Here is a 26,324-nt window from a genome sequence, read left to right as displayed (position 1 = left end):
GCCGCGCCGGGGCTTGCGTTAAATTTGCCATGGCGCCCGCCGAGCCGCGGGGCGGGCCGGGCCCCTCATCACCTCCATAACGACTCCTGCTGCGTAGCCCTTCGTGAAACTCAACATCGTTCCCGCCCGCACGGGCCTCGTCTGGGTGAAGCTCGGGATCCAGGCCTTCCTGAAGCAGCCGCTGGCGCTCACCGGCCTGTTCTTCATGTACATGGCCGGGGTGCTGGTGCTGTCGCAACTGCCGCTGGTGGGTTCCCTGCTGGGCGCGATGCTGGTGCCGGCGGCCACCCTGGGCCTCATGGCCGCCACCGCGGAGGCGGCGGGCGGCCGCTTCCCGATGCCCTCCGTCCTGATCAGCGCCTTCCGGGCCGGCCGCCAGCGCGCCCGCGCGATGCTGGTGCTGGGCGCGATCTACACGGTGGGATCGATGCTGGCCACCCTGCTGGCCACGGCGCTGGTGGCCGATTCCAATCCTCCCCTCGCCGCGGACGCCCAGGGCACGCCGCTGGACGCGCGCTCCCTGGTGGCGCTGCTGCTGCACACGCCCCTGGTGATCCTGTTCTGGCACTCGCCCGCCCTCGTGCACTGGCACGGCGTGGCGCCGGTGAAAAGCCTGTTCTTCAGCGCCGTCGCCTGCTTCCGCAACCTGGGCGCGATGCTGACCTACGGCGCGACCTGGCTGGCGGTCTTCTTCCTGGTCGGCTCCGCCTTCAGCATGCTGGGCATGGCGATGGGCGGCGCGGCCGTGGCCCGCAGCGTGATGATGCCCACGGTGCTGCTGCTGGTCGCGATGTTCTCCACCTCGATGTACTTCACGTTCCGCGACAGCTTCCGGGCCGACGACCTCCCGGACGCCCAAGCCACCCCCGGTGAAGAAAGCACGCAATGAACCAGCACACCCGGCAGGGCCGCACCGAAGACGAGCTCTCGTGGTTCCGGCGCCGCGGCTTCCTGCGGGGGGCGGCCGCCTGGGCCGCCCTGGGCGGCTGGGGCGCGGCGGTGGCGCAGCAGCGCAGCAACATCGTGGAGATGCGCGGCGATGCGCTGCTCAATGGGCAGGTGCTGCGTCCGACGCAGTACATCCAGACCGGCGACCGGATCGAGACCGGGCCGGGCGCGCACCTCGTGTTCGTGGTGGGCGACGCCGCGATCCAGCTGCGCGAGAACACGCGGGTGGCGGTGGCGCGCGGCCGGACCTTGCACACGGTGAGCGTGCTGCGCCTGCTGACGGGCGCCGTGGCGGCCGCGTGGGGCAGGGGCACGCCGCGCCAGCTCGTGACGCCCACGCTGACGGCCGGCATCCGCGGCACCGGCCTGTACGCCGAAGTGCGGCCGGGAGAGGACCTGCGCACCTATTTCTGCAACTGCTACGGCGTGATCGACCTGACGGCGGGCCGGGAGCACCTCGTCTCCCAGGCCGACTACCACCAGTCCTTCTGGGCCGAGCCCGCGCCGGTGAACGGCCGCCTGCTGACGCCGGCCCCCGCGATCAACCACACCGACGAGGAAATGGAGTTCCTGGCGCGGCTGCTGGGAGAACGCACGCCCTGGCAGGTGGCGGGTCGGCGGGGAACGAAGGATGGCTCCGGCTCCCTGGACCCGCAGCCGGGGCAGGTGCATCCGGCGGTGCGCTGAAACGCCGTCAGGGCACCGGCGTCAGCTTCGCCACCGCCAGCGCGAGCCACTTCTGGCCGTGGCGCGGGAAGTTGATGTGCGCCCGCGCGTCCTGGCCGCTGCCTTCCAGCGTCAGCACCGTGCCCTCGCCGAACTTGGCGTGGAACACCTTCATGCCGGCCCGCAGGCCGTGCGCGGGTTCGGCCTTCTGCGGCGGCACCGGCGGGCTGGCGAAGGTCTCGCTCGAACGGCCGTAACCGGCCGAAGACCCACGCGAGGTCGGATAGCCCATGCCGAAGCCGAAGGCGGAACCGCCGAAGCTCTGGTTCTTCGGCGTCAGCCACTTGAGCGCGTGCGCGGGCAGCTCGTCGAAGAAGCGGCTGCGCACGTTGTAGCGCGTCTGCCCGTGCAGCAGGCGCGTCTGCGAGTGGCTGAGGTACAGGCGCTTGCGGGCCCGCGTGATCGCGACGTACATCAGCCGCCGCTCCTCCTCCAGCCCCTCGTAGTCGGCCAGCGAACGCTCGCTCGGGAACAGGCCCTCTTCCAGGCCGGTCACGAACACGCAGTCGAACTCCAGGCCCTTGGCGGCGTGCACGGTCATCAGCTGCACCGCGTCCTGCCCCGCCTGCGCCTGGTTGTCGCCCGACTCCAGCGCGGCATGCGTGAGGAAGGCCGCCAGCGGCGACAGCGTCTCGCCCGTCTCGGCATCGGGCGGCACGTAGTCGGGCGCCGGCTCGTTCACTTCCGGCAGGCTCGGATCCAGCCCCTGGCTGGCCGGCGACTGCCGCAGCACCGTGGCGCCGAGCTCGTCGATCGGCAGGGCCACCGCGTCGCGGCCGAAGCCTTCCTGGGTGACGAAGCTCTCCGCCGCGTTGACCAGTTCTTCCAGGTTCTCGATGCGGTCGGCGCCGTCGCGCTCGGCGCGGTAGTGCTCGACGAGGCCGCTTCGCTGCAGCATCACCTCGATGATCTCGCGCAGCGTCAGGCCCTCGGTCTCGGCGCGCATCGCGTCGACCTTGGCGACGAAGGCGGCGAGGTTGGCGCCGGCCTTGCCGGTGGTGGACTTCACCGCGTCGTGCAGCGAGCTGCCGGCCGCGCGGGCGGCGTCCTGCAGCTGTTCGACGGTGCGCGCGCCGATGCCGCGCGCCGGGAAATTCACCACGCGCAGGAAGCTGGTGTCGTCGTTCGGGTTCTCCAGCAGCCGCAGGTAGGACAGCGCATGCTTGATCTCGGCGCGCTCGAAGAAGCGCAGCCCCCCGTACACGCGATAAGGCACGGCGGCATTGAACAGCGCGGTTTCCATCACGCGGCTCTGCGCGTTGCTGCGGTAGAGGATCGCGATCTCGTGCCGCGGCACGTCCTCGCGCACCAGCTGGCGCGCCTCCTCCACCAGCCACTGCGCCTCGGCCATGTCGGTCGGCGCCTCGTACACGCGCACCGGCTCGCCGGGCCCCTGGTCGGTGCGCAGGTTCTTGCCCAGGCGCGACTTGTTGTGCGCGATCAGGGCGTTGGCCGAATCGAGGATGTTGCTGAAGCTGCGGTAGTTCTGTTCCAGCTTGATCTGGTGGGCGACCTGGAACTCGCGCACGAAGTCGGCCATGTTGCCCACGCGCGCGCCGCGGAAGGCGTAGATGCTCTGGTCGTCGTCGCCGACCGCGAACACGGAATTGCCCGGGCCCGCGAACATCTTGATCCAGGCGTACTGCAGGCGGTTGGTGTCCTGGAACTCGTCGATCAGGATGTGGTGGAAGCGCCGCCGGTAGTGTTCGCGGATCGGATCGTTGTCGCGCAGCAGCTCGTAGCTGCGCAGCATCAGCTCGGCGAAGTCGACCACGCCCTCGCGCTGGCACTGCTCCTCGTAGAGCTGGAAGATCTCGACCTTGCGGCGGTCGTCCTCCGTCCGGGTCTCGACCATGGCGGGCCGCAGGCCCTCTTCCTTGGCGCCGGCGATGAACCACTGCAGTTCCTTGGCCGGGAAGCGCTCATCGTCCACGTTGTGCTGCTTCATCAGGCGCTTGATGGCCGAGAGCTGGTCCTGCGTATCGAGGATCTGGAACGCGGGCGGCAGGCCCGCCAGCTTGGAGTGGGCGCGCAGGAAGCGGTTGCACAGGCCGTGGAAGGTGCCGATCCACATGCCGCGCACGTTGACGGGCAGCATGGCGGCCAGCCGCGTCATCATTTCCTTGGCCGCCTTGTTGGTGAAGGTGACGGCCATGACGTTGCCGGGGCCGATCTGGCCGGTGGCCAGCAGCCAGGCGATCCGGGTGGTCAGGACGCGGGTCTTGCCGGAACCGGCGCCCGCGAGGATGAGCGCGTGCTCGCTGGGGAGCGTGACGGCCGCATGCTGCTCGGGATTGAGGTGCTGCAGCAGCGGCGATTCGGCGGCGACTTCTGGGAACATGGGACATTGTAGAAAGCCGCCCGGGAACCGATGCCGCCCCGGCGGCATCTCATGCGCTGTGTTCCGCCTCGCCGCCACCCTCCTGCTCGCGCTGCCGCCCCTGGCGGCGCAGGCGCTGTGCACCAGCGACGAGGTGCCGCCCGTCGGCACGCTGGTCGAGCGCTTCACCCGCGCCGACTGCCTGGCCTGCTGGCGCGACGGTGCCGGGCCCCGGCCGACGGCCGACACGCTCGTCCTCGACTGGGTCGTGCCGGGCCGCAGCGCCCGGGGCGCTGCCATCGCCGCCAGCGACGACGCCATGGAACGACTGGGCTGGCTGCGGCAACGCGCGCCCAGCCGGGCCACCGTCGTCACCAGCCGGCGCGAGGGTGCCCCGGTGCCGCTGCGCATCGCTCACGGGGATGCCTTCAACGACTACGTCGGCACCTCGATCGAGTTGGAGGCCGCCGGCAGCGAGCCCTGGCACGCGTGGCTGCTCCTGGTGGAAAAGATGCCGGCCGGCGCGGACGGCAGCCCGGTCCCGCGGCTCGTGGTGCGCAAGGTCTTCCGGCCGGACTGGCAGGGCAAGGATCGCGGCCCCGGCGCGCTGGCGGAGACCCGCTCGATGCAGGTGCCGGCCCGCAGCCGGCCCGAACGCCTGCGGCTGGTTGCTGTACTACAAGATGGCCGGGGGCGTATGAGGGCTATCACGCAAACCGAATGTCGCGAGTAAGCGCTCGCGGCTAGAATCAATCACCGGGCCCAAGCATTTGTGGCCCGGTCTTCGCTGGCGCGCGCCCGCGAACCGGTCCCCACAGTCCAAGCGTCCACCTGTTCGACAACAGACCTTCGGAGCCTGGAATGGAAATCTTCGACTACGACAAAGTTTTGCTGCTGCCGCGCAAGTGCCGCGTGGAAAGCCGCTCCGAGTGCGACCCCTCGCTGGAATTCGGCGGGCGGCGCTTCAAGCTGCCGGTGGTGCCGGCCAACATGAAGACCGTGGTGGACGAGAAGGTCTGCCTCTGGCTGGCCCAGAACGGCTTCTTCTACGTGATGCACCGCTTCGACCTGGACAACGTGAAGTTCGTCCGGCGCATGAAGGAAGCGGGCGCCTTCGCCTCCATCTCCGTGGGTGTCAAGCCGCCCGACTACGAGACCATCGACCGCCTCGCGGCCGAAGGGCTGGTGCCGGAATACATCACGATCGACATCGCGCACGGCCACGCCGACTCGGTGCAGAACATCATCGGCCACATCAAGAAGAAGATGCCGGCCGCCTTCGTGATCGCCGGCAACGTGGGCACGCCCGAGGCGGTGATCGACCTGGAGAACTGGGGCGCCGACGCCACCAAGGTGGGCATCGGCCCGGGCAAGGTGTGCATCACCCGCATGAAGACGGGCTTCGGCACGGGCGGCTGGCAGCTGTCGGCGCTGAAGTGGTGTGCCCGCGTGGCGACCAAGCCGATCATCGCCGACGGCGGCATCCGCGAGCACGGCGACATCGCCAAGAGCATCCGCTTCGGCGCGACGATGGTGATGGTCGGCTCCATGCTGGCCGGCCACGAGGAGTCGCCCGGCGAGACGGTGGAAGTCGACGGCCGCCTGTTCAAGGAGTACTACGGCAGCGCCTCGGACTTCAACAAGGGCGAGTACAAGCACGTCGAGGGCAAGCGCATCCTGGAGCCGGTCAAGGGCAAGCTGTCGGAGACGCTGCGGGAGATGCACGAAGACCTGCAGAGCTCGATCAGCTATGCCGGAGGGACGAAGCTGATGGACATCCGGAAGGTGAACTACGTGATCCTCGGCGGCGACAACGCGGGCGAGCACCTGTTGATGTAAGCGCGTGCCTGCGGGCTACCAAAACCAAACAGCCGAACGCAGAGGGCGCAGAGAAAGCGCAGAGGACGCAGAAACGACACAAAGAAAACTTCAAAGGGTTTTCTTCTGCGTCTTCTGCGTCTTCTGCGTACCTTTGCGCCCTCTGCGTTCGGCTGTCAGGTTTTTCGAAGCCCCATCAAGCCCGCAGCAGGTCCAGCGCCAGCTGCTGCAGGCGATGGCTCGGCTCCACCAGCGCGTCCAGCACGCTGAAGTGGTGCAGCCCCGGCAGCGTTTCGCACACCGGCACCCGGCGCGTGCCCCACGCTTCCTGGATCAGGCGGTTCTGCCGCTGGAACTCCGGGCTTTCCTCCCCGCCCACCACCGAATAGAGCGTGCCCGCGCGCGGTGCCGGCAGCCGCGCCGGGCTGGCCTGCTCCACCTGTTCCGGCGTGAGCTGCAGCGTGGGCTGCAGGAAGGGCGTGCGCATCATCGGGTCGAGGTCGTGCAGGCCCGAGATCGAGAGCGCGCTGCGGACCGTCTCGCGCGGCAGGGCCGGATCGAGCTGCGGCCACAGGCAGGTGAGCAGCATCGCGGCGAGCTGGCCGCCGGCCGAGTGCCCGGCCACCACGATGCGCCGCGGATCGCCGCCGAAGCGCCTGGCGTTGTGCCAGGTCCAGGCCACCGCGCGCGCCACCTGCAGCGTGATCTGGGGGATCGTCACCGCGGGGCAGAGCGTGTAGTTGGGCACCACCACGCAGGCGTTGTGGCGGCCGAACGCGGTGGCGATGAAGGAATGGTCGCTCTTGTCCAGCGCGCGCCAGTAGCCGCCGTGGATGAAGACCAGCACCGGACCGCCGCCCTGCTGCGCCGGGAAGACGTCGAGCGTTTCACCGGCACCTTCCCCGTACGCGATGTCCAGTTCGCAGGCCAGCTCGCTGCGCGCCCGCTCCGAATCGCTCGCCCAACGGTCGAGGTATTCGGCGTGACCCGGTACCAGCGCCCGGTTGTTGTACATGCGGTCGTACCAGGCTCCATCACCCCACTGCATAGCCAACTCCTCGTCCCACCTTCCCCTTTGGCAACATCTTGTCACACGCTGCTGCAGCAACCCCCGGGTACGTCAGCTTGACCTAACCGTATTCCGTATACAGACTTGCCCGCGATGACCGCATCCGCCCATCTGGTGCAGCTGGAGGCCACGCCGGACCTGGTGGAGCGGGTCTACCGCTCGCTGGGCGACGCCATCAGCAACGGCTCGCTGGCGCCCGGCCAGCGAATCACGCAGGAAGACATCGCGCAGCGGCTCGCGGTGTCGCGCCAGCCGGTGCTGCAGGCCCTGCGGCTGCTCAAGCGCGACGGCTTCCTGCAGGACGCCCCCGGCCGCGGCCTGCAAGTCACGCCCCTGGACGCGCAGTGGATCCGCAACCTCTACCAGGTGCGCGGCGCGCTGGATGCCCTGGCCGCCCGGCTGGCGGCGCAGCGCCGCTTCCGCCTCGACCCGGCCCTGCTGGCCACCGGCCGGCAGGCGAGCCGCGGCACCGACGTGGGCGCCATGATCGATGCGGACCTCGCCTTCCATGCCGCCCTCTACGGCGCCGCCGGCAACCCGCTGATCGAGGAAAGCGCGCAGCTGCACTGGCGCCACCTGAAGCGGGTGATGGGCGCCGTGCTGCAGCACCTCGGCCAGCGCGAGCAGGTCTGGGACGAACACGAGGCGATCGCCCGCGCGATCGCCGCCGGCCGCGGCGACCAGGCCGCGCGCCTGATCGAGGAACACAGCCGCCACGCCGGCGAGGCGCTGGCCACCGTGCTGCAGGCACCCCCGACCCCAGGAGACCTCCTTGAGACTGACGCCAGCGCAACTTGAAAGCTTCGACCGCGAAGGCTACCTGTTCTTCCCCGGCCTCTTCAGCGCCGAGGAAACCCGCGTGCTGACCAGCGCCGTGCCCGCGCTGTACGCGCGCCGCGAGGCGTACAACGTGCGCGAGAAGGGCAGCGACGCCGTGCGCACCAATTTCGCGGCGCACCTGTACAGCGAACCCTTCGCCAAGCTGGCGCGCCACCCGCGCATGGTGCAGCCGGTGATGGAGCTCTTCGGCGAGGAGGTCTACATGCACCAGTTCAAGATCAACGGCAAGATGGCCTTCGAGGGCGACGTCTGGCAGTGGCACCAGGACTACGGCACCTGGCTCAACGACGACCTGATGCCCACCGAGCGGGCGATGAACGTCGCGATCTTCCTGGACGACGTCAACGAGTTCAACGGCCCGCTGATGTTCATCCCCGGCAGCCACAGGAAGGGCGTCGTCGAGGCGAGCCACGACCTCACCACCACCAGCTACCCGCTGTGGACGGTCGACAACGCGCTGATCGCGAACCTGGTGGAGCGCGCCGGCGGCAAGGACGGCGGCATCGTCAGCCCCAAGGGCCCGGCCGGCTCGATGATCCTGTTCCACAGCTGCCTGGTGCACGCGTCCACCAGCAACCTGTCGCCGTGGAACCGCGTGAGCGTGTACCTGAGCCTGTGTGCCGTGTCCAACCACATCCGGCGCTTCAAGCGCCCCGAATACATTGCGCACCGCGATTTCGCGCCGATCGCCTGCCTGCCCGACGATTGCCTGCTCGCGCCCTATCCGGTGGACCTGCCGTGGCGGGAGGGCATGCCCGCCAGCGCGCTCGCCACCTCCAACGACCCCCTGGATCAACTGAAGAAGGCCGCCTGATGTCCCTGCATGCCAAGCTCCAGCAACGCGCCGCCGAAGGACGGCCGATCCGTGTCGGCCTGATCGGCGCCGGCAAGTTCGGCTCGATGTACCTCGCCCAGGTGCCCAACACCCCCGGCGTGCACCTGGCGGCCATCGCCGACCTGTCGCCGCACAACGCCCGCAACAACCTCGCGCGCGTGGGCTGGCAGGCGGAACGCACCCAGGCCGCGTCCATCGACGAGGCGCTGAGGAACGGCGCCACCCACGTCGGCGAGGACTGGCAGGCGCTGGTGCGCCATCCCGCCATCGACGTGGTGGTCGAATGCACGGGCCATCCGATCGCCGCGGTGGACCACTGCCTGGAGGCCTTCGCGCAGCGCAAGCACGTGGTCAACGTCACGGTGGAGGCCGACGCCTTCTGCGGGCCGCTGCTGGCGCGCAAGGCGGCCGAGGCCGGCGTGGTGTACTCGCTCGCCTTCGGCGACCAGCCGGCGCTGATCTGCGACCTGGTGGACTGGGCGCGCACCTGCGGCTTCCCCGTGGTGGCCGCCGGCCGCGGCCACAAGTGGCTGCCGCACTTCAGCGAGTCGACGCCCGACACGGTATGGGACAACTGGGGCCTGACGCCCGAACAGGCGCGGCGCGGCGGCCTCAACCCCAAGATGTTCAACAGCTTCCTCGACGGCTCCAAGCCCTCGATCGAGAGCACCGCCGTGGCCAACGCCACCGGCCTGGGCGTGCCTTCGAACGGCCTGCTCTATCCGCCGGCCAGCATCGAGGACATCCCCTTCGTCACGCGCCCGCGTTCCGAAGGCGGCGTGCTGGAACGCAAGGGCATGGTGGAAGTGATCTCCTCGCTGGAGGCCGACGGCCGCGCGATCCCCTACGAGATCCGCATGGGCGTGTGGGTCACGGTCGAAGCCGAAACCGAGTACATCAGGAACTGCTTCGAGGAATACAAGGCGCACACCGACCCGAGCGGGCGCTACTTCACTCTCTACAAGCGCTGGCACCTGATCGGCCTGGAAGTGGGCGTGTCGGTGGCGAGCGTCGCCCTGCGCGGCGAAGGCACGGGCGTGCCGACCGGCTGGAACGCCGACGTGGTGGCCACCGCCAAGCGCGACCTGCAGCCCGGCGAGATGCTGGATGGCGAAGGCGGCTACACCGTGTGGGGCAAGCTGCTGCCGGCCGAGGCTTCGGTGCGCATGGGCGGCGTGCCCCTGGGCCTCGCCCACGACGTGAAGCTGGTGCGGCCGGTGAAGAAGGGCCAGAGCCTCAGCTGGGCCGACGTCGCGATGGACACGAGCACGCACGCGTACAAGGTCCGGCGCGAGATGGAATCGCTGTTCGCGCGCTGAGCCGTAAACCCTGCCTGAGTTTTGCTACAATAACGGACGTTGTGGGGGGGTAGCTCAGCTGGGAGAGCGTCGCGTTCGCAATGCGAAGGTCGGGAGTTCGATCCTCCTCCTCTCCACCACAATATTCCCAAGGCCTCTTCACGAGGCCTTTTCTTTTTTCGGTGACACGCAGTCGCCGGTCCAGGCGCCGCTGCCGCCTGCCGCCGCGGAACTGGCGGCGGCGCTGGTGCTTGCCGGCGTCCATCCGGACTGCAGCCCGCCGGCGTCGGTGGACAGGGCCTGCGAGGTGCGCACCGGCTCGCGCAGTACCCCGTCGCTGCCGGCGAGTGCGACGATTTCCATGCGCTGGGTCGTCGGCAGCACGTTGCCGAAGATCGAGGCATAGGCGGAATCGGCCGCATCTCGCCCGGAGGTGAGGCGCACGAAGCCCATCGGAATCGCGGTCCCGGAAGGGTCGAACATGTACCAGCGGCCGCCGAGGAACGCCTCCACGTAGGCATGGAAGTCGGTCGGGCCCAGCGCCGGGTCGGCCCCGTAGTCCAGGCCCGTGGTGAAGCGTGCCGGGATGTTGACGCCGCGGCACAGGGCGATCATGAGGTGGGCGAAGTCGCGGCACACGCCCTGGCGCTGCTGCAAGGTCTGCGCGGCGCTGGTGGTGCCGATGGAACTGCCGGAGACGAAAGCCACGTGGCGCTGCACCCAGTCGCAGATCGCCTGCACCCGGCTGTAGCCCTGCCAGAGGCTGCCGAACTCGCGCATGGCGAAGGCGTTCAGCACGTCCGACTCGCAGTAGCGGCTGGGGTAGAGATAAGGCAGCACCGGCCCCGGCAGGTTCGGCACCCAGGTCTCCGCGATCCCGCCGGGATCGTCGGTGCGATGCGTGACATCCACGGTGGCGTGGTAACGCAGGGTGAGCTCGCCCGTGCAGGCACGCAGGCGCAGGAAGCGGCCGGCCGTCGCCGGCTCCGTGTATCCCTGCAGCGGCAGGTGCTGGCTGACGAACAGGCCCTCCTCCACCACGGTCTGCTGCGGCGTGCGCGCCGCCTGGACGTTGAAGATGAAGTCGGCGCCGGAGGCCTGCACCTCGTAGCGCAGTTCCACCTCGTAGCGCAGGCGAAGAGGGACGGCGCTCAGCACGAACGGCGCGCGCGTTCGGCCGGCAGGCCGGTCAGGGAGAAGGCGGAATCGGAAAGCATGCGCACCTCGGCTGGCACAAGTGCGCTGGCAGGATGATCGAGCCGGTGGCTCATCCGCCTCGAGGCACGAGAGGAGGCAGCGGGATCAGGAGGATTCGAGTGTACGCGCTTCGCCGGTTCGGCGGGGTCGGCGGCGGGGGCGGCGGGGGCGTGGCTTCGCCCCGCCGTTGCGCGGCGAGGCGCACAATGGTCCGGACGCCCCGCCCATGAAGATTCCCGACCTCATCGCGGACCAGTTGGGCCCCATCGTGGACGAGTGGGTGGAGTTCGCGCGCACGCGCGTCCCCCTGTCGCACGGCTTCACGCACGAGGAGCTGGCGGACCACGCGAAGGTGCTCCTGCAAGCCATTGCCGCGGACCTGCGACAGACGGAGGATCCGGATGCGAAGTACGACAAGTCCCAGGGCAACGCCCCGGGCAACTCCCCCGACATCACGCGCACGGCACGCGACCACGCGGCGCAACGTTTCCGGCAGGGATTTCCGTTCGATGGCCTGGTGTCCGAGTTCCGCGCGCTGCGCGCCAGCGTCAGTCGCCGCTGGGCCCGGCAGATCGAACAGCATCCCGGGCGCGCGCATGTCGAAGAGTTGACGCGCCTCGACGAGGCCATGGACCAGGCGCTCTCCGAATCGGCCTCGTTCTACGCGCGCAAGGTCGACGACTCGCGCAACCTCCTGCTCGGGATGCTCGGACACGACTTGCGCACGCCGCTGGGCGTCGTGCAGATGAGCGCGACCACCCTCCTGCGCACCGACACGCCCGACGACGCGCAGACCAGGGCGGTGGCACGCATCCTGACGTCGTCGCAGCGCATGGCGGCCATGGTGAAGGACATCCTGGACTTCACGCAGACCACCTTCGGCGTGACTCTGCCCATCTCACCGGCGCCGGCCGACATGGGCGTGATCGCCCGGACCATCGCCGCCGAGATCACCACCGTCCTGCCCGACGCGCGCGTCGAGGTCTCGCTGGAAGGCGATCTCGGCGGACGCTGGGACGCCGGGCGCATCGGCCAGATGATCTCCAACCTGCTGGCCAACGCGGCCCAGCACGGGGACCCTTCGCAGCCCGTGCACGTCCGCATCCGGGGGGATGGCGACGAGGTGAGCGTGCGCGTCGAGAACAAGGGCACGCCCATCTCCCCCGAGGCGCAGAGGACGATCTTCTTACCGCTGCGCCAGGCACCCGCGGCGCAGGGCGAGCTGCGCGCGGGGTCCTCCGGACTCGGCCTGGGCCTCTACATCACGCGCGAGATCGCGCAGGCGCACGGCGGCAGCATCGAGGTCGCCTCGGAGCGCGACCTGACCACCTTCCTGGTCCGCTTGCCCCGGGTGCGACCGGCCTTCGCCGGCCGCAGGCCCGGTCCAGGCGCATGACCCGTCGGCTTTGTGCGCAGGCCTACGGAGCCGCGCCCGCTCACCGGTGCGACCGCATCAGCGCCGCATAGGACGCACGGTCGGACGCATAACAGGAGCAGGCGGCACGCTTCAGCGCGCGCCGGTCCAGCAGTGTCACCACGCCGCGGTGATAGGCGATCAGCCTGCGTTCCTGCAGGCCGGCCGCCGCGCGGGTGACGCCGGCGCGCCGCACCCCCAGGCTGGCGGAGAGGGATTCATGGGTCGCATGCAGGTCCTGGCGGGGGGCGCGGTCCTGCGCCATCAACAGCCAGCGTGCGAGGCGCTCGTCCACCTTGTGATAGCGCGTGCACAGGGCTGCCCGCGCCATCTGCGTGAGCACGACCAGGACGTAACGCTGCAGCCTGGTGCGCAGCGGCCGGCTGGCGAGCAACTGCCGCCGCAGCGGCGCGGCGCCGATGCACAGCGCCGCGCCTGCACGCAACACCGTGACACGCATCGTCGAGGCGCGCACCCCCAGCAGCAGCGGCAGGCCGACCATGCCTTCGGAACCCACCAGGGCCACCTCGAGCCACTGGCGCGTCTCCGGCGGCGCGATGGCGAGGGACAGCACGGCTGAGGTCGGGAACCAGGCGTGGGCCATGGGCTCGCCGGGAGAGGCCAGCACCTGGTCCATCTGCAGCTGGACCTTCTGGCAGCCCGCCAGGAACCGGGCGCGATCCTCGACCGGCAGCGCGGCCAGCAGGCCGTTCGCCGCGCCGGGTGCGTCACGCGGAGCATTCAGGACGTTCTCCTTGCGTGTCGCGGCCGCTCCGTGGCCTCGGTGTCGCGGCCGCTCCGTGGCCTCGGCGTCGCACCGGGGCGACGGGCTCATCGCGGTGCTTCTCGAGGAAGTCGATCGGCATGGCGTCCCCCCGGGTCTGTTCTGGACGACCACAGTAGGACGCCGGTGCGGTCCTGTCGGTACGCCACCGCACGAACGCGATGCGCTGCTCCGTAGTGCGCCCCGCGCACCGTCCGTTCGCTCCCGTACAGACACGAGGCGACTGCGAGCGCAACGTGGTTGCCTGCCTGGCGCCAGCATCGGCCGCATCGGAGGTAAGCACCATGAACACGCAAGACAAGCCTGGCAACGCCGCCGCCGAAGGCGCATTCACGTCCGGAGGGGGACACCTGGCCGACCAACGACCTGCGCGCGAGCGCCTGATGGAGCAGTTCGGCATCGGGTACGACGGGGTCGACTACGGCTTCCACGACTACCACTACGATCGGCTGGAAGACGCCGTCGCGTACGCGAGCCTGCTGCGCTCCCGCCCCGGGCAGGAAGATGCCGGCGGGCCGCCCCGGCGAGCCAGGGCCGTCGCGGTACCCACCGAGGGAGACCGGGCACTCATGGCCGCGCTCGGCATCGCGTTCGAAGCGGGCGCATTCCACTTCCGCAGCTTCCGCTACGACTTGCTGGCGGACGCCGTGCGCTACGCGCGCAGTCACCAGGAAGGAACCTCCTGAGGCTCCCCCCTTCGGCCGACCTCCTCCCATCGAAACTCCCTGCGCGCGCCTCACGGCGCGCGACACGGGATCGAAGAAACGTCAGCTGGGATGGCCCTCGCCCGCGTCCGGCGGATCGGCCGGTCCGCGAGCGCGCGTGCGGGACTGCACCGCCGCCTGCACGGCCTCCTGTTCGGCGTCGCTGAGGGTCTGGTGCGCACCGGGCGGGCGCAGCGGGCCGACGAAGGATCCTGCCAGGTCCACCAGTGCGCCCTCGCCGGCACGGCCGGTGAAGCGCACCGTCAGCCGGTCGTCACCGCCCACCTCCACCACCTGCGGCGGCGAGCCGATCGCGTCCAGGTACCAGTAGAAGCCGGCGTCGTTCAGTTGATTCGCGCTGAGCATCGCCCGTTCTTTCGAGAGGGGGCCCTGCTACTTCTTCGGCCAGCGCGTGACCCGCGCCGGTGCGTGCGCGGCCACGGCGGACTGCGCAGGGAGCGCCGGTGGCGCCGGCGTCTTCTTCGACTTCTTCGCTTCCTTGTTGCCGCGTTGCTGTCCCTTGGGCATGAAAGGCTCTCCCGGTTCGTTGCTTCGACTCTCGGCCGGGCCGGCACCCGCGTCTGTGCGGCAGCGTACGGACGACTGCGTGCTGCCGCTCGAGCGCGCCTCATTCGTCTCCTACCGCACAGACGCCGGCCCGCTTGCGGTCCACCGTAGGATTCCAAGGGAAGGAAGTGCCATGACGATTCCCGTCCAGATCCGATGTGCCGGGCGCACCGCTGCCCGCCCGGGGGCCGGGAGTGCGCAATGATGTCCGGCTTTCTCGCCTGTCACCGCCAGCAGCTGATCGAGCGGTGTGGTTCGACTGGCTCGGTCCTGAAACGAAGCCTGGCGACCTTGGCGAAAGCGGTCGGAGGACCCAGCGTCGATGCCTTGACGAAGGCGTGGGAAGGTAGCGCCTGATGCCCGCCACGAGCTTCGGCACCAACGCGTTCACATCATGAACGAAGACCCCATTCCGGGCCGTGCCCTCCCCCTGCGCCAATGGACGCCCGAGCATTGGTTCGGTGCCGCCGTGGTCCTGATCATCTTCCTCGGATTGGGGCTGGCCATCTGGCCGGGCTGGAACCGCATCGCGCACCTGTTTGGCTGAAGCGGAAGTTCACCAGCAAACAACGCGCTGCGGCCGGTTGTCCGCATCCGTGCCGCTGTGCCACGTACCGCTGTGCCGCGTACCGCTGTGCCGCGTTTCGCGTGTCGCGCAAGTCAAGAACCCGCACGCGCTCCGGCAAACGCCCATACTGGGAACGCGGAGAGCATGCTCACCACAGTGAGCGGAGGTTGTCACCATGCATGAATTCCTGAACCGCAATCGGGATGAACTGATCCGGCGCTGCGAGGGCAAGGTGGCCGAGCGCCCACGCCGTGCTGCCACTCCCGAGCAGTTGAAGCAAGGGGTCCCGCTCTTCCTCGGGCAGTTGACGAACACGCTGCAGGCCGAAAAGGAAGGCCATGCCGCCGACAGCCTGAGGATTTCCGGCCCGGCGGGTGGCGACCCGGGGCCGCCGTCCGAAATCGGCGTATCTGCCACGGCGCACGGAAAGCAGCTGCTCGAACTCGGGTACACCGTGGACCAGGTCGTGCACGACTACGGCGACCTGTGCCAGGCGATCACCGACCTGGCCGTGGAGCGGGATGCCCCGTTCAGCGTGCAGGAGTTCCGGACGCTGAACCGCTGCCTGGACAATGCGATCGCCTATGCCGTGACGGAGTTCAGCTCGCAGCGCGACATGACGCTGGTGCGCCGTTCCTCCTCCGAGTGCAACGAGCGGATCGGCTTCCTCGCCCACGAACTGCGCAATGCCCTGCACACCGCCACGCTCGCGCTCGCCGCGCTCGAAACCGGCCAGTTGCCGATCGCGGGTGCGACCGGCGGTGTCCTGAGGCGCAGCCTCGGCGCATTGACCTCGCTGGTCGACCACTCCCTGCAGGAGGTGCGGCTTGCCGCGGGGCCGCAGTACGCCAGCGAAGTGTTCCCGCTCGCCGCCTTCATCGCCGACGCCGGCAACGCGGCACTGCTGGAGGCCAAGGCGCGGGGCTGTCCGTTCACGGTGAGGAACGTGGACCGCCAGCACGAGATCGAGGGCGACCGCGAGCTCCTCCTCGGCGCGGTGGTCAACCTGCTGCAGAACGCCTTCAAGTTCACCCGGGCTCATACCGAGGTCGCGCTGAACGCGTATGCCGCCGACAATACGGCCATCATCGAGGTAGAGGACCACTGCGGAGGCCTCGCCCCCGACGCCGCGGAGGTCATGTTCCGGCCGTTTTCCCAGCACCACGCGGACCGCACCGGTCTGGGCCTCGGGCTGTCCATGTGCCGCAAGACCGTGGAGGCCGCCGGGGGCACCCTGACCGTGCGGAATGTGCCCGCGACGGGCTGCGTGTTCACCGTCCGCCTTCCCCTGCACCACTAGTCGCTTGCACCGGCTTGTGCGGCGCGCTGCAAGATCCTGACGAAGCCCACCTGCTGTCCCTGCGCATTGCGCAGCGCCAGCCGGCATACGGCGCCCCGGACCGCTGCCGGTCGGCACTTGTGCCGACGCCGAAAGGCCGCGCTGCGCCGTACAGTGGGACCATGGAATCCGTCGAATACACCCGCAAGTCCGGGCAACGACTGACATACCGCATCGAGGCCGACGACCACGGGCGTTTCTGGGTCACCCGCTGCGGGAAGGAGTTGCTGCGCGGACGCGACAGGCTCGCTGCCGTCGGCGGCAGCCACCGCGCACCGAACAAGCGCAAGGTCGCAGGCGCCATCGCACAGGCGCAGCACGCGATCGAAGCGCTGTCGCTGATGGACGAGTCCTGAAGCAGCCTGCCGCCGTGCAAGGTCACGGCCATCGGGCTCGCGAGCCCGATGGCCCGCTACGGCTGCCGCCGACTCACCGAACAGGACACCGAGTCGAGTCGACCCATTGCACCCGCGCGCGCTTGCGGCCGTGCGTCCAGGCCCCACGCGGCGGCCGTGGCGCCCAGGATCCGCAGCAGGTTGCGGCGAGTGGTTCTCCGGTCTTTGTCCTCTTGCGGGCCGCGCCGGCCAGGCTTCGGGATCGACATCGCTTTCCTTCAGGGTGTGTTCCGGTCGGGACGATTCTGTCCACGCGACGGCGCGAAGGAAACGACGGAGATTTCACGAACTTATCCGCATAAGCTCAGGCTCTTCGCGGGCCGGATGACCGGGCCGCGCCCCGCCCTGCTTGCGCAACGACAGCGCATGGCGGATGCTTTCGGCCATGCCACTGCCTCTCACGTCCTTTGACGAAGTCCGCGCCGCGCTGCTGGCGCAGCGCGAGATCGCCCTGCTGGACGTGCGCGAAGAAGACCCGTTCGCGCGCGGCCATCCGCTGTTCGCGGCCAACCTGCCGCTGTCGGGCATCGAGCTCGATGCCTGGACGCGCATCCCGCGCCTCGACACGCCGGTGGTGGTGTACGACAACGGCGAAGGGCTGGCCGCTGTCGCCGCCGGCAAGCTCGTGGCGCTGGGCTACACGCGCGTCTCCCTGCTCGCGGGCGGTCTGCAGGGCTGGCGCGAGGCCGGCGGCGAACTGTTCATCGACGTCAACGTGCCGAGCAAGGCCTTCGGCGAACTGGTGGAGCACGAGCGGCAAACGCCCTCCCTGCCCGCGCCCGAGGTGCTGCGGCTGCTGCGCAGCGGCGCCGACGTGGTGGTGCTCGACGCGCGCCGCTTCGAGGAGTACCAGACCATGTGCATCCCGGGCGGCATCAGCGTACCGGGCGCGGAGCTCGTGCTGCGGGCGCGCGCCATCGCCCCCGATCCGGCGACGCGCATCGTCGTGAACTGCGCGGGCCGCACCCGCAGCATCATCGGCACGCAGTCGCTGGTGAACGCGGGCATTCCCAACCCCGTGGCGGCGCTGCGCAACGGGACGATCGGCTGGGTCCTCGCCGGGCAGGAGCTGGATCGCGGCGCGAGCCGGCGGCCGGGCGCGATCGATGCCGCGGTGCGAGCGGAGGCCACTGCGCGGGCGCGCGCCGTCGCCGCGAAGGCCGGCGTGCGCTCCGCGAGCGATGACGACCTCGCGCGCTTCGCCGCCGAGGCCGGTCGCACCATCTACCGCTTCGACGTGCGCACGCCGGAGGAATACGAGGCAGGCCATCTTCCGGGCTTCCGCAACGTGCCGGGCGGGCAGCTGGTGCAGGAGACGGACCACAGCGCCCCGGTGCGCGGCGCCCGCATCGTGCTGGTCGACGACGACGGCGTGCGCGCGAACATGACGGCCTCGTGGCTGGGGCAGATGGGATGGGAGGCCTGGGTCGTGGCAAGCCCCGCGGCCTTCAGCGAGCGCGGCGCCGCCACCGCGGCGGTGCCGCAGGCCCCGGCCCACCGCACGGTTTCGCCGCCGGAGCTCGCCGGCTGGATGCGCGAAGGGGGCACGGCGGTGCTGGACTTCGCGCCCAGTGCACGGCACGTCGCCGGGCACATCCCGGGCGCCTGGTTTGTGCTGCGTTCGCAACTGGCGCAGGCGCTCGACGCGATCCGCCCCGCCTCGCGGTATGTGCTGACCTGCGGCACATCGGCGCTGGCGCGCCATGTCGCGGCCGAAGTGGCGGCACTGCGCCCGCAGGCCGAAGTGCGGGTGCTGGAAGGAGGCACCCAGGCGTGGAGCGCCGCCGGCCTGCCGCTCGAAAGCGGCGAGCAGCGCCTGGCTTCGCCCCGCATCGACCGCTACCGCCGGCCCTACGAAGGCACGGACGCGCCGCGCGCGGCCATGCAGGCCTACCTCGACTGGGAGTACGGCCTGGTCGCGCAGCTCGGGCGCGACGGCACGCATGCGTTCCGGGTGATCTGACGCGTTGGCGGAGGATGAAGCACACTGGAGCAGCCATGGCCCATCCCCCCGTCATCGACGTCTCCGCCCTGGTGGATGCCAGGGCCTCGCAGGCCGGCAAGCTGGGCGCGGCGCGCGCCATCGACGCCGCCGCGCGCGAATGGGGCTTCTTCTATGCGCAGCACCACGGCGTGGACGCCGCGCTCGTGGACCGCGTGGTGTCGCAGGCGCGCGCCTTCTTCGCGCTGGACGAGGTGCGCAAGCTGCGCATTCCCATGTCCGCCGGCGGGCTGGCCTGGCGCGGCTACTTCCCGGCCGGCGGCGAACTCACTTCGGGTCGGCCCGACTGGAAGGAAGGCCTCTACCTCGGCAGCGAGCTCGGCCCGGACCATCCGCGCGTGCGCGCCGGCGTGATCCTGCACGGGCCCAACCTGTGGCCGGACCTGCCGGGCTTCCGCGAGACGGTCCTCGCCTACCTCGATGCGATGTCCGCGCTGGGCCAGGCCCTGATGCGCGGCTGCGCGCTGGGACTCGGCGTGCCGGAGTCCTACTTCGCCGAGCACGACACGGCGGACCCGCTGCTGCTGCTGCGCTTCTTCAACTATCCGACGCGCGCCGCGCCGGAGAACCTCGACGTGCAATGGGGCGTCGGCGAACACACCGACTACGGCCTGCTCACGATGCTGTGGCAGGACGACGCGGGCGGCTTGCAGGTGCGCACCGACACCGGCTGGGTGGACGCGCCGCCCATCCCGGGCACCTTCGTGTGCAATATCGGCGACATGCTGGACCGCATGACCGGCGGCCGCTGGCGCTCGGCGTCCCATCGCGTCGCCGTCAACACGAGCGGACGCGACCGGCTGTCGATCCCGCTCTTCTTCGATCCGGACTTCGACACCGTGATCGCCCCGGTGCCAGGCGCCGGTCCGGGCCAGGACGACAGCGGCCGCCGCTGGGACGGCGCCAACCTGCAGTCCTTCCGGGGCACCTACGGCGAGTACGTCACGGCGAAGGTGGGCAAGGTGTTTCCCGGGCTGAAGGCGTCGTTGCGCAGGGAGTGAGGCGATCCGCGCGTGGCGTGCTCGAGCGCGAGCGCGCCGTCACCGCCGAGCAGCCCGAAACCACCGTGCTATACTCCGTCCCCATCGCTGCTTCGCAAAGTCGCAGCAAGCGACGTAGAAGGGGTTCTTAGCTCAGTTGGTAGAGCAGCGGACTCTTAATCCGTAGGTCGTAGGTTCGAATCCTACAGGACCCACCACCCATTCGAGGCACGGGCCGCTCCCCCAGGGGAGCGGCCCGTTTCCTTTTGTGCTTGCCCGGACCTACGTGCAAACGCGCGCTTCGCCGTCTCCGGCGCTGCGTTGCCCGCACCTACGTGTTCGGCATCATGCAGATTCTCGACTTGCTGGCCCGCACGGGCGGACTCGAAGCCATGGCGCGCGAGCTGGGCGCCGACCCGCACCAGGTTGCGCACGCTGCCGGAGCGTTGGCGCCCGCTGTGCTCGACGGCTTGCAGCGATGCGCACACGCCGAGCCCGGCGGCCTGATGGATTTCCTGGGCCGGCTCGGCGGCAGCGGCCTCGTCTACGAGGTGCTGGCCCCGGCGCCGACCCACGTCGGCCTCGGCAATGAAGTGCTGCAGCAGATCTTCGGCTCGCCGGACGTGAGTCGCGCCGTCGTCGGGCATGCCGCGCAGCTCACCGGGATCGATCCCGCACTGCTGGCGAGGATGCTGCCCATGCTGGTGATGATGGTGGCCGGCACGATGGCCATGGGCCATGTCGGCAGCCTGGGGCTCCTGCTCGGCGGAGCGAACCAGGCGGTCAACGGCCTGGGCTTCCTGCGCACCCTGCTGGACGCCAACGGCGACGGGAACGTCCTCGACGATATCGTGCGCACGTGCGGCGGCGCGCAAAGCCGTGACGACCCCCCGTACGAATGCCGAAGGGCACCGCGTTCCAGGTTCATCCCACCCTGTGGCCGGCAGCGACCCTCACTCCGCGCCGTTCGGTAGGACCCGTCGCAGCACCGCATCCACCGCCGCGCGGAAGCGCGGACTGTGCAGGCAGGCCGCGCCTGCCAGCCCGATCACGGCGCCGACGACGGTGTCCACGAGCCGCGCCCGCATGATGGCCTGCGAGGCCAGCACGGGCAGCTGCGCCGCCTCCGCCAGCAGGATGGTCAGCGGCGTGATGAACACCGTGGCCAGCAGGTAGTGGCGCACGACGAGGGTTTCGATCACCAGGGTGAGCGCCGTCAGCACGCCGGCCACGCTCCAGGCGTCGAGCGGGAACTGCGCGATCGCCAGGAACACCAGCAGGCCGAGCGCGGTGCCCACGATGCGATGCAGCTGCCTCACCCACGCGGCCCGCAGCGAAGCGCCCTGGATGATGGCGAGGCAGCTCACCGGAACCCAGTAAGGCCGCTCCAGCTGCAGCGCCTGCGCCACCAGCAGCGACAGCCCCACGAAGCCGCCGATCACCACCGAGTCCAGCACGACGAAGCCGAATTCCGGATCGGGGGCCGGGCTGGGCGCCGGCACGCCGCGGCGGCTCACGATGTGCAGGCTGTAGACGAAGGCGATGGCGACCGCCAGCACGCAGCCCAGGGTGAGCGCGCCCACCTGCACCAGCGCGGCACGGCCGTGCGCGGGGCTGTAGGCGCCGATGGCCGCCGCCATCACGAAGAACAGGCTGCCCGGGGGCGGCGACGCGTAGAAGCGGCAGACCATGGTCACCACGATGCTGGTCACGGCGAGCAGCGGCACCAGCAGCAGCGGAAAGAGGTGTCCCAGCAGGCCCAGCGCATAGCAGCCCGTCATGCCGAAGGCGCAGGCCATGAGCCAGGCCATGCGGTGCGACAGGCGCGTGGCGGGCAGGTACAGGAACACGAGGCCGCCCAGCGAGGCGACCAGGCCCAGTCCCAGTTCGCCGCAGGCGGCGCCGATGAAGATCGGCAGCCCGCTCGCGAGCGCGGCCGCCACCGGCATCTCCCAGGGCCGGTCGCTGCGATGGAGGCTGGCGAAGTGGCGCAGCTCGCCGGCGAGCAGTTCCCTCCAGCGGGCGCGGGCGGACGCGGTCAGCTCCCGGGCTCGACGTCCGGCGCCCGCGGACACTGCCCCGGATTCTGCGACTTGGTGTTGTCGAGGACGCCACCGCTGTACTGGCAGTCGTAGGCCGCGCCGTTCGGCACCTGGCCGACCAGCCGGCGCACCCGGCCGCCCTCGTAGTAATAGGTGGCGAGCACCTGCATCGCCTCGGGCCGCGCGCGCTGGCCGTACCACACGCGCTGGCAGCCGGTCACGCCGCGCGCCATGGTCGGCGGCCAGGTCGCGATCTCCATGCCTTCGCGCGTGCCGAACACGGCGCCGCTCGGGACGGCCGCCTTTTCGCAGTCGGCGCCGGCCATCGCGCTGCCACCGGGAGGAGTCTGGCAACCGGTGGCGAGAAGGAGGAAGGAAAGGGAAGTTGCAGCAAGGATCCGCATGTCACACCTGGGCTGAGGAGTCAAGTATTCGCGGCCAGAGTAGCACTGGCAGCGTCCGCCGGGGGCCGCGGAAAATTTCCGCCGCGGGGACGAACGGCAAGCAGCCCGGCGCGGCCGTCCCGCCGGATCGTTTCTAATACGGGTCCTGCCGCGGCATCGTCGCGGCGCGCCCGCCACCGGGCGCCGGCCTCGCGCCACCCCTACCCTGAAACATGTGCAATGCACCGTCACGGTGCCGAGGATTCATTTGCGCAGCAGCTTCAGCCATTCGACGCTGGTCCGCCTGTTGGGCGGCTGGACGCCCGCGGAAGCGGAGCCGTCCGGCCTCGACGTGGCCGAACGCCTGAGCCTGTGGGTGAACGCCTTCGACGCGATCCGCCTGCAGGGCGCGCACCAGGCGATCGCCGGGCTGCGTGGCAGGGCGCACGCCCGCGCGTCCGCCCCGCGTGGCCGCGCACAGGCGCTGGCGGAGGACGTGCAGCGGGTCCGCTCGGTGATGGCCAAGGCGATCGCGCAGGAGCCTCCGCCGGTGGTGGAGACGGCGCTGACGCCGGCCGACCTGCGCCGGCTGGCGCGCGCGGCCGCGAAACCCGTCGAGGACGCCGGGGACGTGAGCTACCTGCCCTGGCGCCAGCGGCACCTGGAGCTGCAGCGCCAGATGGAGCTGATGATCCCGCCGCTGCGCGATCACGTGCGGCAGGCGCTGGCGCAGGCCTCGCCCAGGCTGCGCCAGCTGGCGGCGCTGGACGCGACGATGGAGCAGGTGCTCGCGCCGCGCGAGCAGAAGCTGCTGCCGACCATCGCCGACCGCATGCAGCGGCGCTTCGCCGACCTGCGCTCGGCGCACCTGCAGGCGCTGCAGGACAGCGGCCAGCCGGACGAGCCCGCGGCCTGGCGCCGCCCCGGCGGCTGGCTGGAGCGCTTCGCGCAGGACTGGCGCCAGCTCCTCGCGGCCGAACTGGACCTGCGCCTGCAACCCGTCACGGGCCTCGTGGAGGCCCTGAGCAAGGAATTGAACGAACCGCAATGAGCAAGCGATTTTTTGCCGCCGCCTTCGCCCTCGGCCTCGCCGCCGTGGCCTGGGTGGGATTCGGATTCATCGGGTCGAGCTGGCTGGCGCTGGCGATGACCCTCGCGATCGCCGGCGTGTACCTGCTGGGCGGCTACGAGCTGCGGCAGTACCGCGCCGCGACCGCCGCGCTGTCGCACGCGCTCGCGGACATCCCGCAGCCCCTGCCGGACCTCGCCGCCTGGCTCGAACGCGTGCCCGCGTCCCTGCGCCATGCGGTGCGCCTGCGCATCGCGGGCGAACGCGCGCCCCTGCCCGGCCCGGCGCTCACGCCCTACCTGGTGGGCCTGCTGGTGATGCTCGGCATGCTGGGCACCTTCCTCGGCATGGTCGTGACCTTCAAGGGCGCCGTGTTCGCGCTGGAAGGCTCCACCGACCTGCAGGCGATCCGCTCCGCGCTGGCCGCGCCGATCAAGGGCCTGGGCCTGTCCTTCGGCACCTCGGTCGCGGGGGTCGCCGCCTCGGCGATGCTGGGCCTGATGGCGACCATCGCCCGGCGCGAGCGCCTGGAGCTGGGCCGCCAGCTCGAAGGCCGCATCGCCACCGTGCTGCTGCCCTTCTCGCTGGCGCACCAGCGGCAGGCGACCTACCAGGCGATCCAGTCGCAGGCCCGCGCGCTGCCCGATCTGGTGGAGCGCATGGAAGCGATGATGGAACGCATCGAGCAGCGCAGCCGGCAGCTCGACGAACAGCTCTCCGCGCGGCAGGCGAAGTTCCACGAGGACGTGCGGCTCGCCTACACCGAGCTCGCCGGGCGCGTGGGCACCTCGCTCCAGGACAGCCTCGCCGAAGGCGCGCGCGCCGCCGGCGACAGCATCCGCCCGGTGGTGGCTTCGACGATGGCGCAGCTCGCGCAGGACGCGCAACGCATGCAGGAGCGCCTGGGGGAGGTGGCACAGGCGCAGGTGGACACGCTCTCCGCGCAGTTCGGCGCCACCGCCCGCGGCGTGTCGGACCAGTGGACCGCGGCCCTGGAGCAGCAGGCGCGGGGCGAACAGCAACGCCAGCAGGCCTGGACGCAGGCGCTGCAGGGGATGGCGGTGGAGCTGCAGGCGCAATGGCGCCGCGCCGCCGACGAGGCGATCGCGCAGCAGCAGGCCGTGTGCCGCACGCTCGAACAATCCGCCGGCGAAGTCGCCGAACGCGCCGGCGCGCAGGCGCTGCGCACGCTGGACGAAGCCTCGCGCCTGCTCGCCCGCTCGGAGGAGCTGGTGCGCGCGCGCACGGAGAACGAGGCGCGCTGGCAGGCGCTGCAGGGCGAGCGCATGGAGCAGCTCGCCACGCTGTGGCGCACCGAGCTGGCCGCGCTGCGCGAGCAGGAAGGCGAGCGCGGGCGCGCCGCCGTCGATCGCCTCGACCAGTTGCAGGCGGCCGTCGCGCAGCACCTGGCCACCCTGGGCGCCGCGCTGGAGGCGCCGATCACGCGGCTGCTGCACACCGCCTCCGAAGTGCCGCAGGCGGCCGCCGGCGTGATCGCGCAATTGCGCGAGGAGATGAGCCGTGCCGGCGAGCGCGACAACCTCGCGCTGCAGGAACGCACCGGGCTGATGGAGCGGCTGGGCGCGCTGCTGCAGGCCCTGCAGCAGGCTTCCGGCGAGCAGCGCGAGGCGATCGACACGATGGTGGCGTCCGCTTCCGCCGTGCTGCAGCAGGCGGGCGAGCGCTGGGGGCAGGCCCTGGAGGCGCAGGCGGGCAAGGCCGCCGACACCTCGGCGCACCTCGCCACCAGCGCGCTGGAACTCGGCAGCCTGGCCGAAGGCTTCGCGCAGGCCGTGCAGTCCTTCCAGGCGGGCAACGACAAGCTGGCCGAGACCCTGCAGCGCGTCGAAGCGTCCCTGCAGCGGTCCACGGCGCGCAGCGACGAACAGCTCGCCTACTACGTGGCGCAGGCCCGCGAGGTCATCGACCTCAGCATCGCCTCGCAGCAGGGGCTGGTCGACAACCTGCGCCAGCTGCAGGCGCGCAAGGGCGAGCCGCTGCCCGTCGCCGACGCGGAGCCGGCATGACGGAAGCCGACGAGGGCGAGCTGCACGCGCCGGTCTGGACGGTCTTCGGCGACCTCATGTCGGGCCTGGTCGGCGCCTTCGTGCTGGTGCTGATCGGGCTGCTGGTGATGCAGATGGACCTGGCGGCGAACCTGCAGGCCGAAGTCGAGAAGCGCCAGCAGGAGGAACAGCGCCGCATGGCGCTGGAGAAGGCCCTCGCCGGCCCGCTCGCCTCGGGGCGCGTGACGCTGGCCGACGGCCGCATCGGCATCAGCGGCAGCGTCCTGTTCCCGGTCAACTCCGACGCGCTGCGTCCGGAAGGCCGGCAGCTGCTGCGCAGCCTGGTGCAGCCGCTGCGCCTCTACCTCGGCGAGCGCGGGGAGATGCTGATGGTCAGCGGCTTCACCGACGACAAGCCGGTGCGCGAAAGCAACCGCCTCTTCGCCGACAACCTGGAGCTCTCGGCCCAGCGCGCGCTGACCGTGACGCGCGCGCTGATCGACGAAGGCATGCCTTCCTCGCAGGTCTTCGCCGCCGCCTTCGGCGCCCAGCAGCCGGTCGCCTCCAACGCCAGCGAACAGGGCCGAGCGCTGAACCGGCGCGTGGAGATGGCGCCCGTGCCGAGGACCGCACCGCCCAGCCGATGAGCGAGACGCCGCAGGCCCGCATCGCGTCGCTGCGCAGCGCCGGCGCGTGGCGCTTCGACCCGGTGCGCTTCCACTACCTGGAAGCGCTGGCGCGGCGCGTGGCCGGCCAGCGGGAGCCGCTGCGCGCGCTGCTGCACGAGAAGCTCGCGGCGGCGCTGGCCGAGTACGAACGGCGGCTGCCCGCACCATCCGCTCCGGTGCCGTCCCGCCGCGCGGCGCCGGCCGCACCGGCCTGCACGCCGCTGGCGGAACTGAACGCGCAACTGCGCCAGGCCGCGTCGGCCCGCGTGCGGGCGGTCGCGCCCGACGAGGCCGTGCACGAGCACGAGCTCGCAAGCGTGCGCCGCTTCCGCCAGGCCTGGCACGCCAGCCG

General features: G+C 70.7%; 27 protein-coding genes and 2 tRNA genes (1 of these 29 only partly in view). 21 read left to right on the top strand and 8 right to left on the bottom strand.

What is annotated here, in order from left to right:
* Nucleotides 1–103 precede the first annotated feature (103 nt).
* Together JJ685_RS28800 and JJ685_RS28795 are read left to right on the top strand one after the other, a co-directional pair.
* Entirely contained in the window at nucleotides 104–889 is a 786-nt protein-coding gene (locus tag JJ685_RS28800; protein ID WP_201677832.1) for a BPSS1780 family membrane protein, read from the top strand.
* Nucleotides 886–1,635 carry a FecR domain-containing protein gene (locus JJ685_RS28795; RefSeq protein ID WP_201677831.1) on the top strand — a complete coding sequence of 250 codons (750 nt, stop codon included), beginning with the start codon at nucleotides 886–888 and terminating at the stop codon, nucleotides 1,633–1,635. Before JJ685_RS28800 ends, JJ685_RS28795 begins: the two co-directional genes overlap by 4 nt.
* Before the next feature lie 7 nt (nucleotides 1,636–1,642).
* Here JJ685_RS28795 and JJ685_RS28790 read toward each other — a convergent pair whose 3' ends face one another.
* A complete protein-coding gene (locus tag JJ685_RS28790; protein ID WP_201677830.1) occupies nucleotides 1,643–4,015 on the bottom strand; it encodes a UvrD-helicase domain-containing protein in 2,373 nt (790 codons plus the stop codon).
* A 58-nt stretch (nucleotides 4,016–4,073) separates the two neighbouring features.
* Here JJ685_RS28790 and JJ685_RS28785 point away from each other — a divergent pair, with 58 nt between their 5' ends.
* Together JJ685_RS28785 and JJ685_RS28780 are read left to right on the top strand one after the other, a co-directional pair.
* Entirely contained in the window at nucleotides 4,074–4,727 is a 654-nt protein-coding gene (locus JJ685_RS28785) for a hypothetical protein (protein ID WP_201677829.1), read from the top strand.
* 128 nt (nucleotides 4,728–4,855) lie between these two features.
* The gene (locus JJ685_RS28780) at nucleotides 4,856–5,833 is read left to right on the top strand and encodes a GMP reductase (protein ID WP_201677828.1); all 978 of its coding nucleotides are present in this window, start codon (nucleotides 4,856–4,858) and stop codon (nucleotides 5,831–5,833) included.
* A gap of 175 nt (nucleotides 5,834–6,008) precedes the next feature.
* Here JJ685_RS28780 and JJ685_RS28775 read toward each other — a convergent pair whose 3' ends face one another.
* Nucleotides 6,009–6,860, bottom strand: a complete 852-nt coding sequence (locus JJ685_RS28775; protein ID WP_201677827.1) for an alpha/beta hydrolase — start codon at nucleotides 6,858–6,860, stop codon at nucleotides 6,009–6,011.
* A gap of 114 nt (nucleotides 6,861–6,974) precedes the next feature.
* On the opposite strand from JJ685_RS28775, the gene JJ685_RS28770 reads away from it, so the two are divergent.
* The 4 genes from JJ685_RS28770 to JJ685_RS28755 all read left to right on the top strand — a co-directional run bounded on the left by JJ685_RS28770 (nucleotide 6,975) and on the right by JJ685_RS28755 (nucleotide 9,994).
* Nucleotides 6,975–7,679, top strand: a complete 705-nt coding sequence (locus JJ685_RS28770; RefSeq protein WP_201677826.1) for a GntR family transcriptional regulator — start codon at nucleotides 6,975–6,977, stop codon at nucleotides 7,677–7,679.
* A complete protein-coding gene (locus JJ685_RS28765) occupies nucleotides 7,654–8,535 on the top strand; it encodes a phytanoyl-CoA dioxygenase family protein (RefSeq protein ID WP_201677825.1) in 882 nt (293 codons plus the stop codon). Before JJ685_RS28770 ends, JJ685_RS28765 begins: the two co-directional genes overlap by 26 nt.
* Nucleotides 8,535–9,875: an NAD(P)H-dependent oxidoreductase gene (locus tag JJ685_RS28760; RefSeq protein WP_201677824.1), complete on the top strand. Its 1,341-nt coding sequence runs from the start codon at nucleotides 8,535–8,537 to the stop codon at nucleotides 9,873–9,875. The genes JJ685_RS28765 and JJ685_RS28760 overlap by 1 nt, the downstream gene beginning before the upstream one ends.
* A 43-nt stretch (nucleotides 9,876–9,918) precedes the next feature.
* Nucleotides 9,919–9,994: transfer RNA gene (locus JJ685_RS28755), tRNA-Ala, on the top strand.
* Nucleotides 9,995–10,013: 19 nt separating this feature from the next.
* On the opposite strand, the gene JJ685_RS28750 is transcribed toward JJ685_RS28755, so the two are convergent.
* The gene (locus tag JJ685_RS28750; protein WP_330901868.1) at nucleotides 10,014–11,012 is read right to left on the bottom strand and encodes a transglutaminase-like domain-containing protein; all 999 of its coding nucleotides are present in this window, start codon (nucleotides 11,010–11,012) and stop codon (nucleotides 10,014–10,016) included.
* 265 nt (nucleotides 11,013–11,277) lie between these two features.
* On the opposite strand from JJ685_RS28750, the gene JJ685_RS28745 reads away from it, so the two are divergent.
* Complete coding sequence (locus tag JJ685_RS28745) at nucleotides 11,278–12,447, top strand: sensor histidine kinase (protein WP_201677823.1); 1,170 nt, start codon at nucleotides 11,278–11,280, stop codon at nucleotides 12,445–12,447.
* A 40-nt stretch (nucleotides 12,448–12,487) separates the two neighbouring features.
* Here the strand turns inward: JJ685_RS28745 and JJ685_RS28740 are convergent, their stop codons facing one another.
* Nucleotides 12,488–13,300 (bottom strand): Crp/Fnr family transcriptional regulator, encoded by an 813-nt coding sequence (locus JJ685_RS28740; RefSeq protein WP_201677822.1) that lies wholly within the window; start codon nucleotides 13,298–13,300, stop codon nucleotides 12,488–12,490.
* A gap of 233 nt (nucleotides 13,301–13,533) precedes the next feature.
* Here JJ685_RS28740 and JJ685_RS28735 point away from each other — a divergent pair, with 233 nt between their 5' ends.
* Nucleotides 13,534–13,935: a hypothetical protein gene (locus JJ685_RS28735; protein WP_201677821.1), complete on the top strand. Its 402-nt coding sequence runs from the start codon at nucleotides 13,534–13,536 to the stop codon at nucleotides 13,933–13,935.
* A gap of 81 nt (nucleotides 13,936–14,016) precedes the next feature.
* Here the strand turns inward: JJ685_RS28735 and JJ685_RS28730 are convergent, their stop codons facing one another.
* Complete coding sequence (locus JJ685_RS28730; protein WP_201677820.1) at nucleotides 14,017–14,319, bottom strand: hypothetical protein; 303 nt, start codon at nucleotides 14,317–14,319, stop codon at nucleotides 14,017–14,019.
* Nucleotides 14,320–14,346: 27 nt separating this feature from the next.
* Nucleotides 14,347–14,481, bottom strand: a complete 135-nt coding sequence (locus tag JJ685_RS30180) for a hypothetical protein (RefSeq protein ID WP_269117456.1) — start codon at nucleotides 14,479–14,481, stop codon at nucleotides 14,347–14,349.
* A 433-nt stretch (nucleotides 14,482–14,914) separates the two neighbouring features.
* On the opposite strand from JJ685_RS30180, the gene JJ685_RS28725 reads away from it, so the two are divergent.
* From JJ685_RS28725 to JJ685_RS28695, 7 genes are all read left to right on the top strand, one after another.
* The gene (locus tag JJ685_RS28725) at nucleotides 14,915–15,067 is read left to right on the top strand and encodes a hypothetical protein (RefSeq protein ID WP_201677819.1); all 153 of its coding nucleotides are present in this window, start codon (nucleotides 14,915–14,917) and stop codon (nucleotides 15,065–15,067) included.
* A 196-nt stretch (nucleotides 15,068–15,263) separates the two neighbouring features.
* A complete protein-coding gene (locus JJ685_RS28720; RefSeq protein ID WP_201677818.1) occupies nucleotides 15,264–16,388 on the top strand; it encodes a sensor histidine kinase in 1,125 nt (374 codons plus the stop codon).
* A 161-nt stretch (nucleotides 16,389–16,549) separates the two neighbouring features.
* A complete protein-coding gene (locus JJ685_RS28715; protein ID WP_201677817.1) occupies nucleotides 16,550–16,783 on the top strand; it encodes a hypothetical protein in 234 nt (77 codons plus the stop codon).
* A 424-nt stretch (nucleotides 16,784–17,207) separates the two neighbouring features.
* Nucleotides 17,208–18,785, top strand: coding sequence for a rhodanese homology domain-containing protein (locus tag JJ685_RS28710; protein ID WP_236599367.1), 1,578 nt, complete (start codon nucleotides 17,208–17,210; stop codon nucleotides 18,783–18,785).
* A gap of 35 nt (nucleotides 18,786–18,820) precedes the next feature.
* Nucleotides 18,821–19,825, top strand: coding sequence for an isopenicillin N synthase family dioxygenase (locus JJ685_RS28705; protein WP_236599366.1), 1,005 nt, complete (start codon nucleotides 18,821–18,823; stop codon nucleotides 19,823–19,825).
* Nucleotides 19,826–19,946: 121 nt separating this feature from the next.
* Nucleotides 19,947–20,022, top strand: a tRNA-Lys gene (locus JJ685_RS28700).
* A 129-nt stretch (nucleotides 20,023–20,151) separates the two neighbouring features.
* On the top strand, nucleotides 20,152–20,778 hold the full coding sequence (locus JJ685_RS28695; protein ID WP_201677814.1) for a DUF937 domain-containing protein: 627 nt from the start codon (nucleotides 20,152–20,154) through the stop codon (nucleotides 20,776–20,778).
* On the opposite strand, the gene JJ685_RS28690 is transcribed toward JJ685_RS28695, so the two are convergent.
* Both JJ685_RS28690 and JJ685_RS28685 read right to left on the bottom strand, forming a co-directional pair.
* Nucleotides 20,758–21,879 (bottom strand): FUSC family protein, encoded by a 1,122-nt coding sequence (locus tag JJ685_RS28690; RefSeq protein WP_330901867.1) that lies wholly within the window; start codon nucleotides 21,877–21,879, stop codon nucleotides 20,758–20,760. The two genes, JJ685_RS28695 and JJ685_RS28690, sit on opposite strands and share 21 nt — an antisense overlap.
* Nucleotides 21,843–22,172 carry a hypothetical protein gene (locus tag JJ685_RS28685; RefSeq protein ID WP_201677813.1) on the bottom strand — a complete coding sequence of 110 codons (330 nt, stop codon included), beginning with the start codon at nucleotides 22,170–22,172 and terminating at the stop codon, nucleotides 21,843–21,845. Before JJ685_RS28685 ends, JJ685_RS28690 begins: the two co-directional genes overlap by 37 nt.
* Nucleotides 22,173–22,497: 325 nt before the next feature.
* Between JJ685_RS28685 and JJ685_RS28680 the strand changes: the two genes are divergently transcribed.
* The 4 genes in view from JJ685_RS28680 to JJ685_RS28665 are tightly spaced (each overlapping or abutting the next) and all read left to right on the top strand, a layout consistent with a single transcriptional unit that may run on beyond the window.
* A complete protein-coding gene (locus tag JJ685_RS28680) occupies nucleotides 22,498–23,280 on the top strand; it encodes a DUF3348 family protein (protein ID WP_201677812.1) in 783 nt (260 codons plus the stop codon).
* Entirely contained in the window at nucleotides 23,277–25,325 is a 2,049-nt protein-coding gene (locus JJ685_RS28675) for a coiled-coil domain-containing protein (protein WP_201677811.1), read from the top strand. The genes JJ685_RS28680 and JJ685_RS28675 overlap by 4 nt, the downstream gene beginning before the upstream one ends.
* Nucleotides 25,322–25,951 carry an OmpA family protein gene (locus JJ685_RS28670; protein WP_201677810.1) on the top strand — a complete coding sequence of 210 codons (630 nt, stop codon included), beginning with the start codon at nucleotides 25,322–25,324 and terminating at the stop codon, nucleotides 25,949–25,951. The genes JJ685_RS28675 and JJ685_RS28670 overlap by 4 nt, the downstream gene beginning before the upstream one ends.
* A protein-coding gene (locus JJ685_RS28665; RefSeq protein ID WP_201677809.1) for a DUF2894 domain-containing protein crosses the window boundary here: on the top strand, nucleotides 25,948–26,324 show its 5' portion. The gene runs 250 nt beyond the window's last position; 377 of the gene's 627 nt are visible here — the first part of the coding sequence; it begins with the start codon at nucleotides 25,948–25,950; the stop codon falls past the right edge of the window. The genes JJ685_RS28670 and JJ685_RS28665 overlap by 4 nt, the downstream gene beginning before the upstream one ends.

Origin of the sequence: Ramlibacter monticola (assembly GCF_016722785.1) — a bacterium.
Taxonomy (GTDB): domain Bacteria; phylum Pseudomonadota; class Gammaproteobacteria; order Burkholderiales; family Burkholderiaceae_C; genus Ramlibacter; species Ramlibacter monticola.
This window is presented reverse-complemented; position numbering and strand designations above follow the sequence as displayed.

Coding starts and splice junctions, on each gene's coding strand:
- JJ685_RS28795 (WP_201677831.1), top strand. CDS start 886: ATGAACCAGCACACCCGGCAGGGCCGCACCGAAGACGAGCTCTCGTGG.
- JJ685_RS28790 (WP_201677830.1), bottom strand. CDS start 4,015: ATGTTCCCAGAAGTCGCCGCCGAATCGCCGCTGCTGCAGCACCTCAAT.
- JJ685_RS28780 (WP_201677828.1), top strand. CDS start 4,856: ATGGAAATCTTCGACTACGACAAAGTTTTGCTGCTGCCGCGCAAGTGC.
- JJ685_RS28775 (WP_201677827.1), bottom strand. CDS start 6,860: ATGCAGTGGGGTGATGGAGCCTGGTACGACCGCATGTACAACAACCGG.
- JJ685_RS28770 (WP_201677826.1), top strand. CDS start 6,975: ATGACCGCATCCGCCCATCTGGTGCAGCTGGAGGCCACGCCGGACCTG.
- JJ685_RS28760 (WP_201677824.1), top strand. CDS start 8,535: ATGTCCCTGCATGCCAAGCTCCAGCAACGCGCCGCCGAAGGACGGCCG.
- JJ685_RS28745 (WP_201677823.1), top strand. CDS start 11,278: ATGAAGATTCCCGACCTCATCGCGGACCAGTTGGGCCCCATCGTGGAC.
- JJ685_RS28740 (WP_201677822.1), bottom strand. CDS start 13,300: ATGAGCCCGTCGCCCCGGTGCGACGCCGAGGCCACGGAGCGGCCGCGA.
- JJ685_RS28735 (WP_201677821.1), top strand. CDS start 13,534: ATGAACACGCAAGACAAGCCTGGCAACGCCGCCGCCGAAGGCGCATTC.
- JJ685_RS28730 (WP_201677820.1), bottom strand. CDS start 14,319: ATGCTCAGCGCGAATCAACTGAACGACGCCGGCTTCTACTGGTACCTG.
- JJ685_RS30180 (WP_269117456.1), bottom strand. CDS start 14,481: ATGCCCAAGGGACAGCAACGCGGCAACAAGGAAGCGAAGAAGTCGAAG.
- JJ685_RS28725 (WP_201677819.1), top strand. CDS start 14,915: ATGAACGAAGACCCCATTCCGGGCCGTGCCCTCCCCCTGCGCCAATGG.
- JJ685_RS28720 (WP_201677818.1), top strand. CDS start 15,264: ATGCATGAATTCCTGAACCGCAATCGGGATGAACTGATCCGGCGCTGC.
- JJ685_RS28715 (WP_201677817.1), top strand. CDS start 16,550: ATGGAATCCGTCGAATACACCCGCAAGTCCGGGCAACGACTGACATAC.
- JJ685_RS28710 (WP_236599367.1), top strand. CDS start 17,208: ATGCCACTGCCTCTCACGTCCTTTGACGAAGTCCGCGCCGCGCTGCTG.
- JJ685_RS28705 (WP_236599366.1), top strand. CDS start 18,821: ATGGCCCATCCCCCCGTCATCGACGTCTCCGCCCTGGTGGATGCCAGG.
- JJ685_RS28695 (WP_201677814.1), top strand. CDS start 20,152: ATGCAGATTCTCGACTTGCTGGCCCGCACGGGCGGACTCGAAGCCATG.
- JJ685_RS28685 (WP_201677813.1), bottom strand. CDS start 22,172: ATGGCCGGCGCCGACTGCGAAAAGGCGGCCGTCCCGAGCGGCGCCGTG.
- JJ685_RS28675 (WP_201677811.1), top strand. CDS start 23,277: ATGAGCAAGCGATTTTTTGCCGCCGCCTTCGCCCTCGGCCTCGCCGCC.
- JJ685_RS28670 (WP_201677810.1), top strand. CDS start 25,322: ATGACGGAAGCCGACGAGGGCGAGCTGCACGCGCCGGTCTGGACGGTC.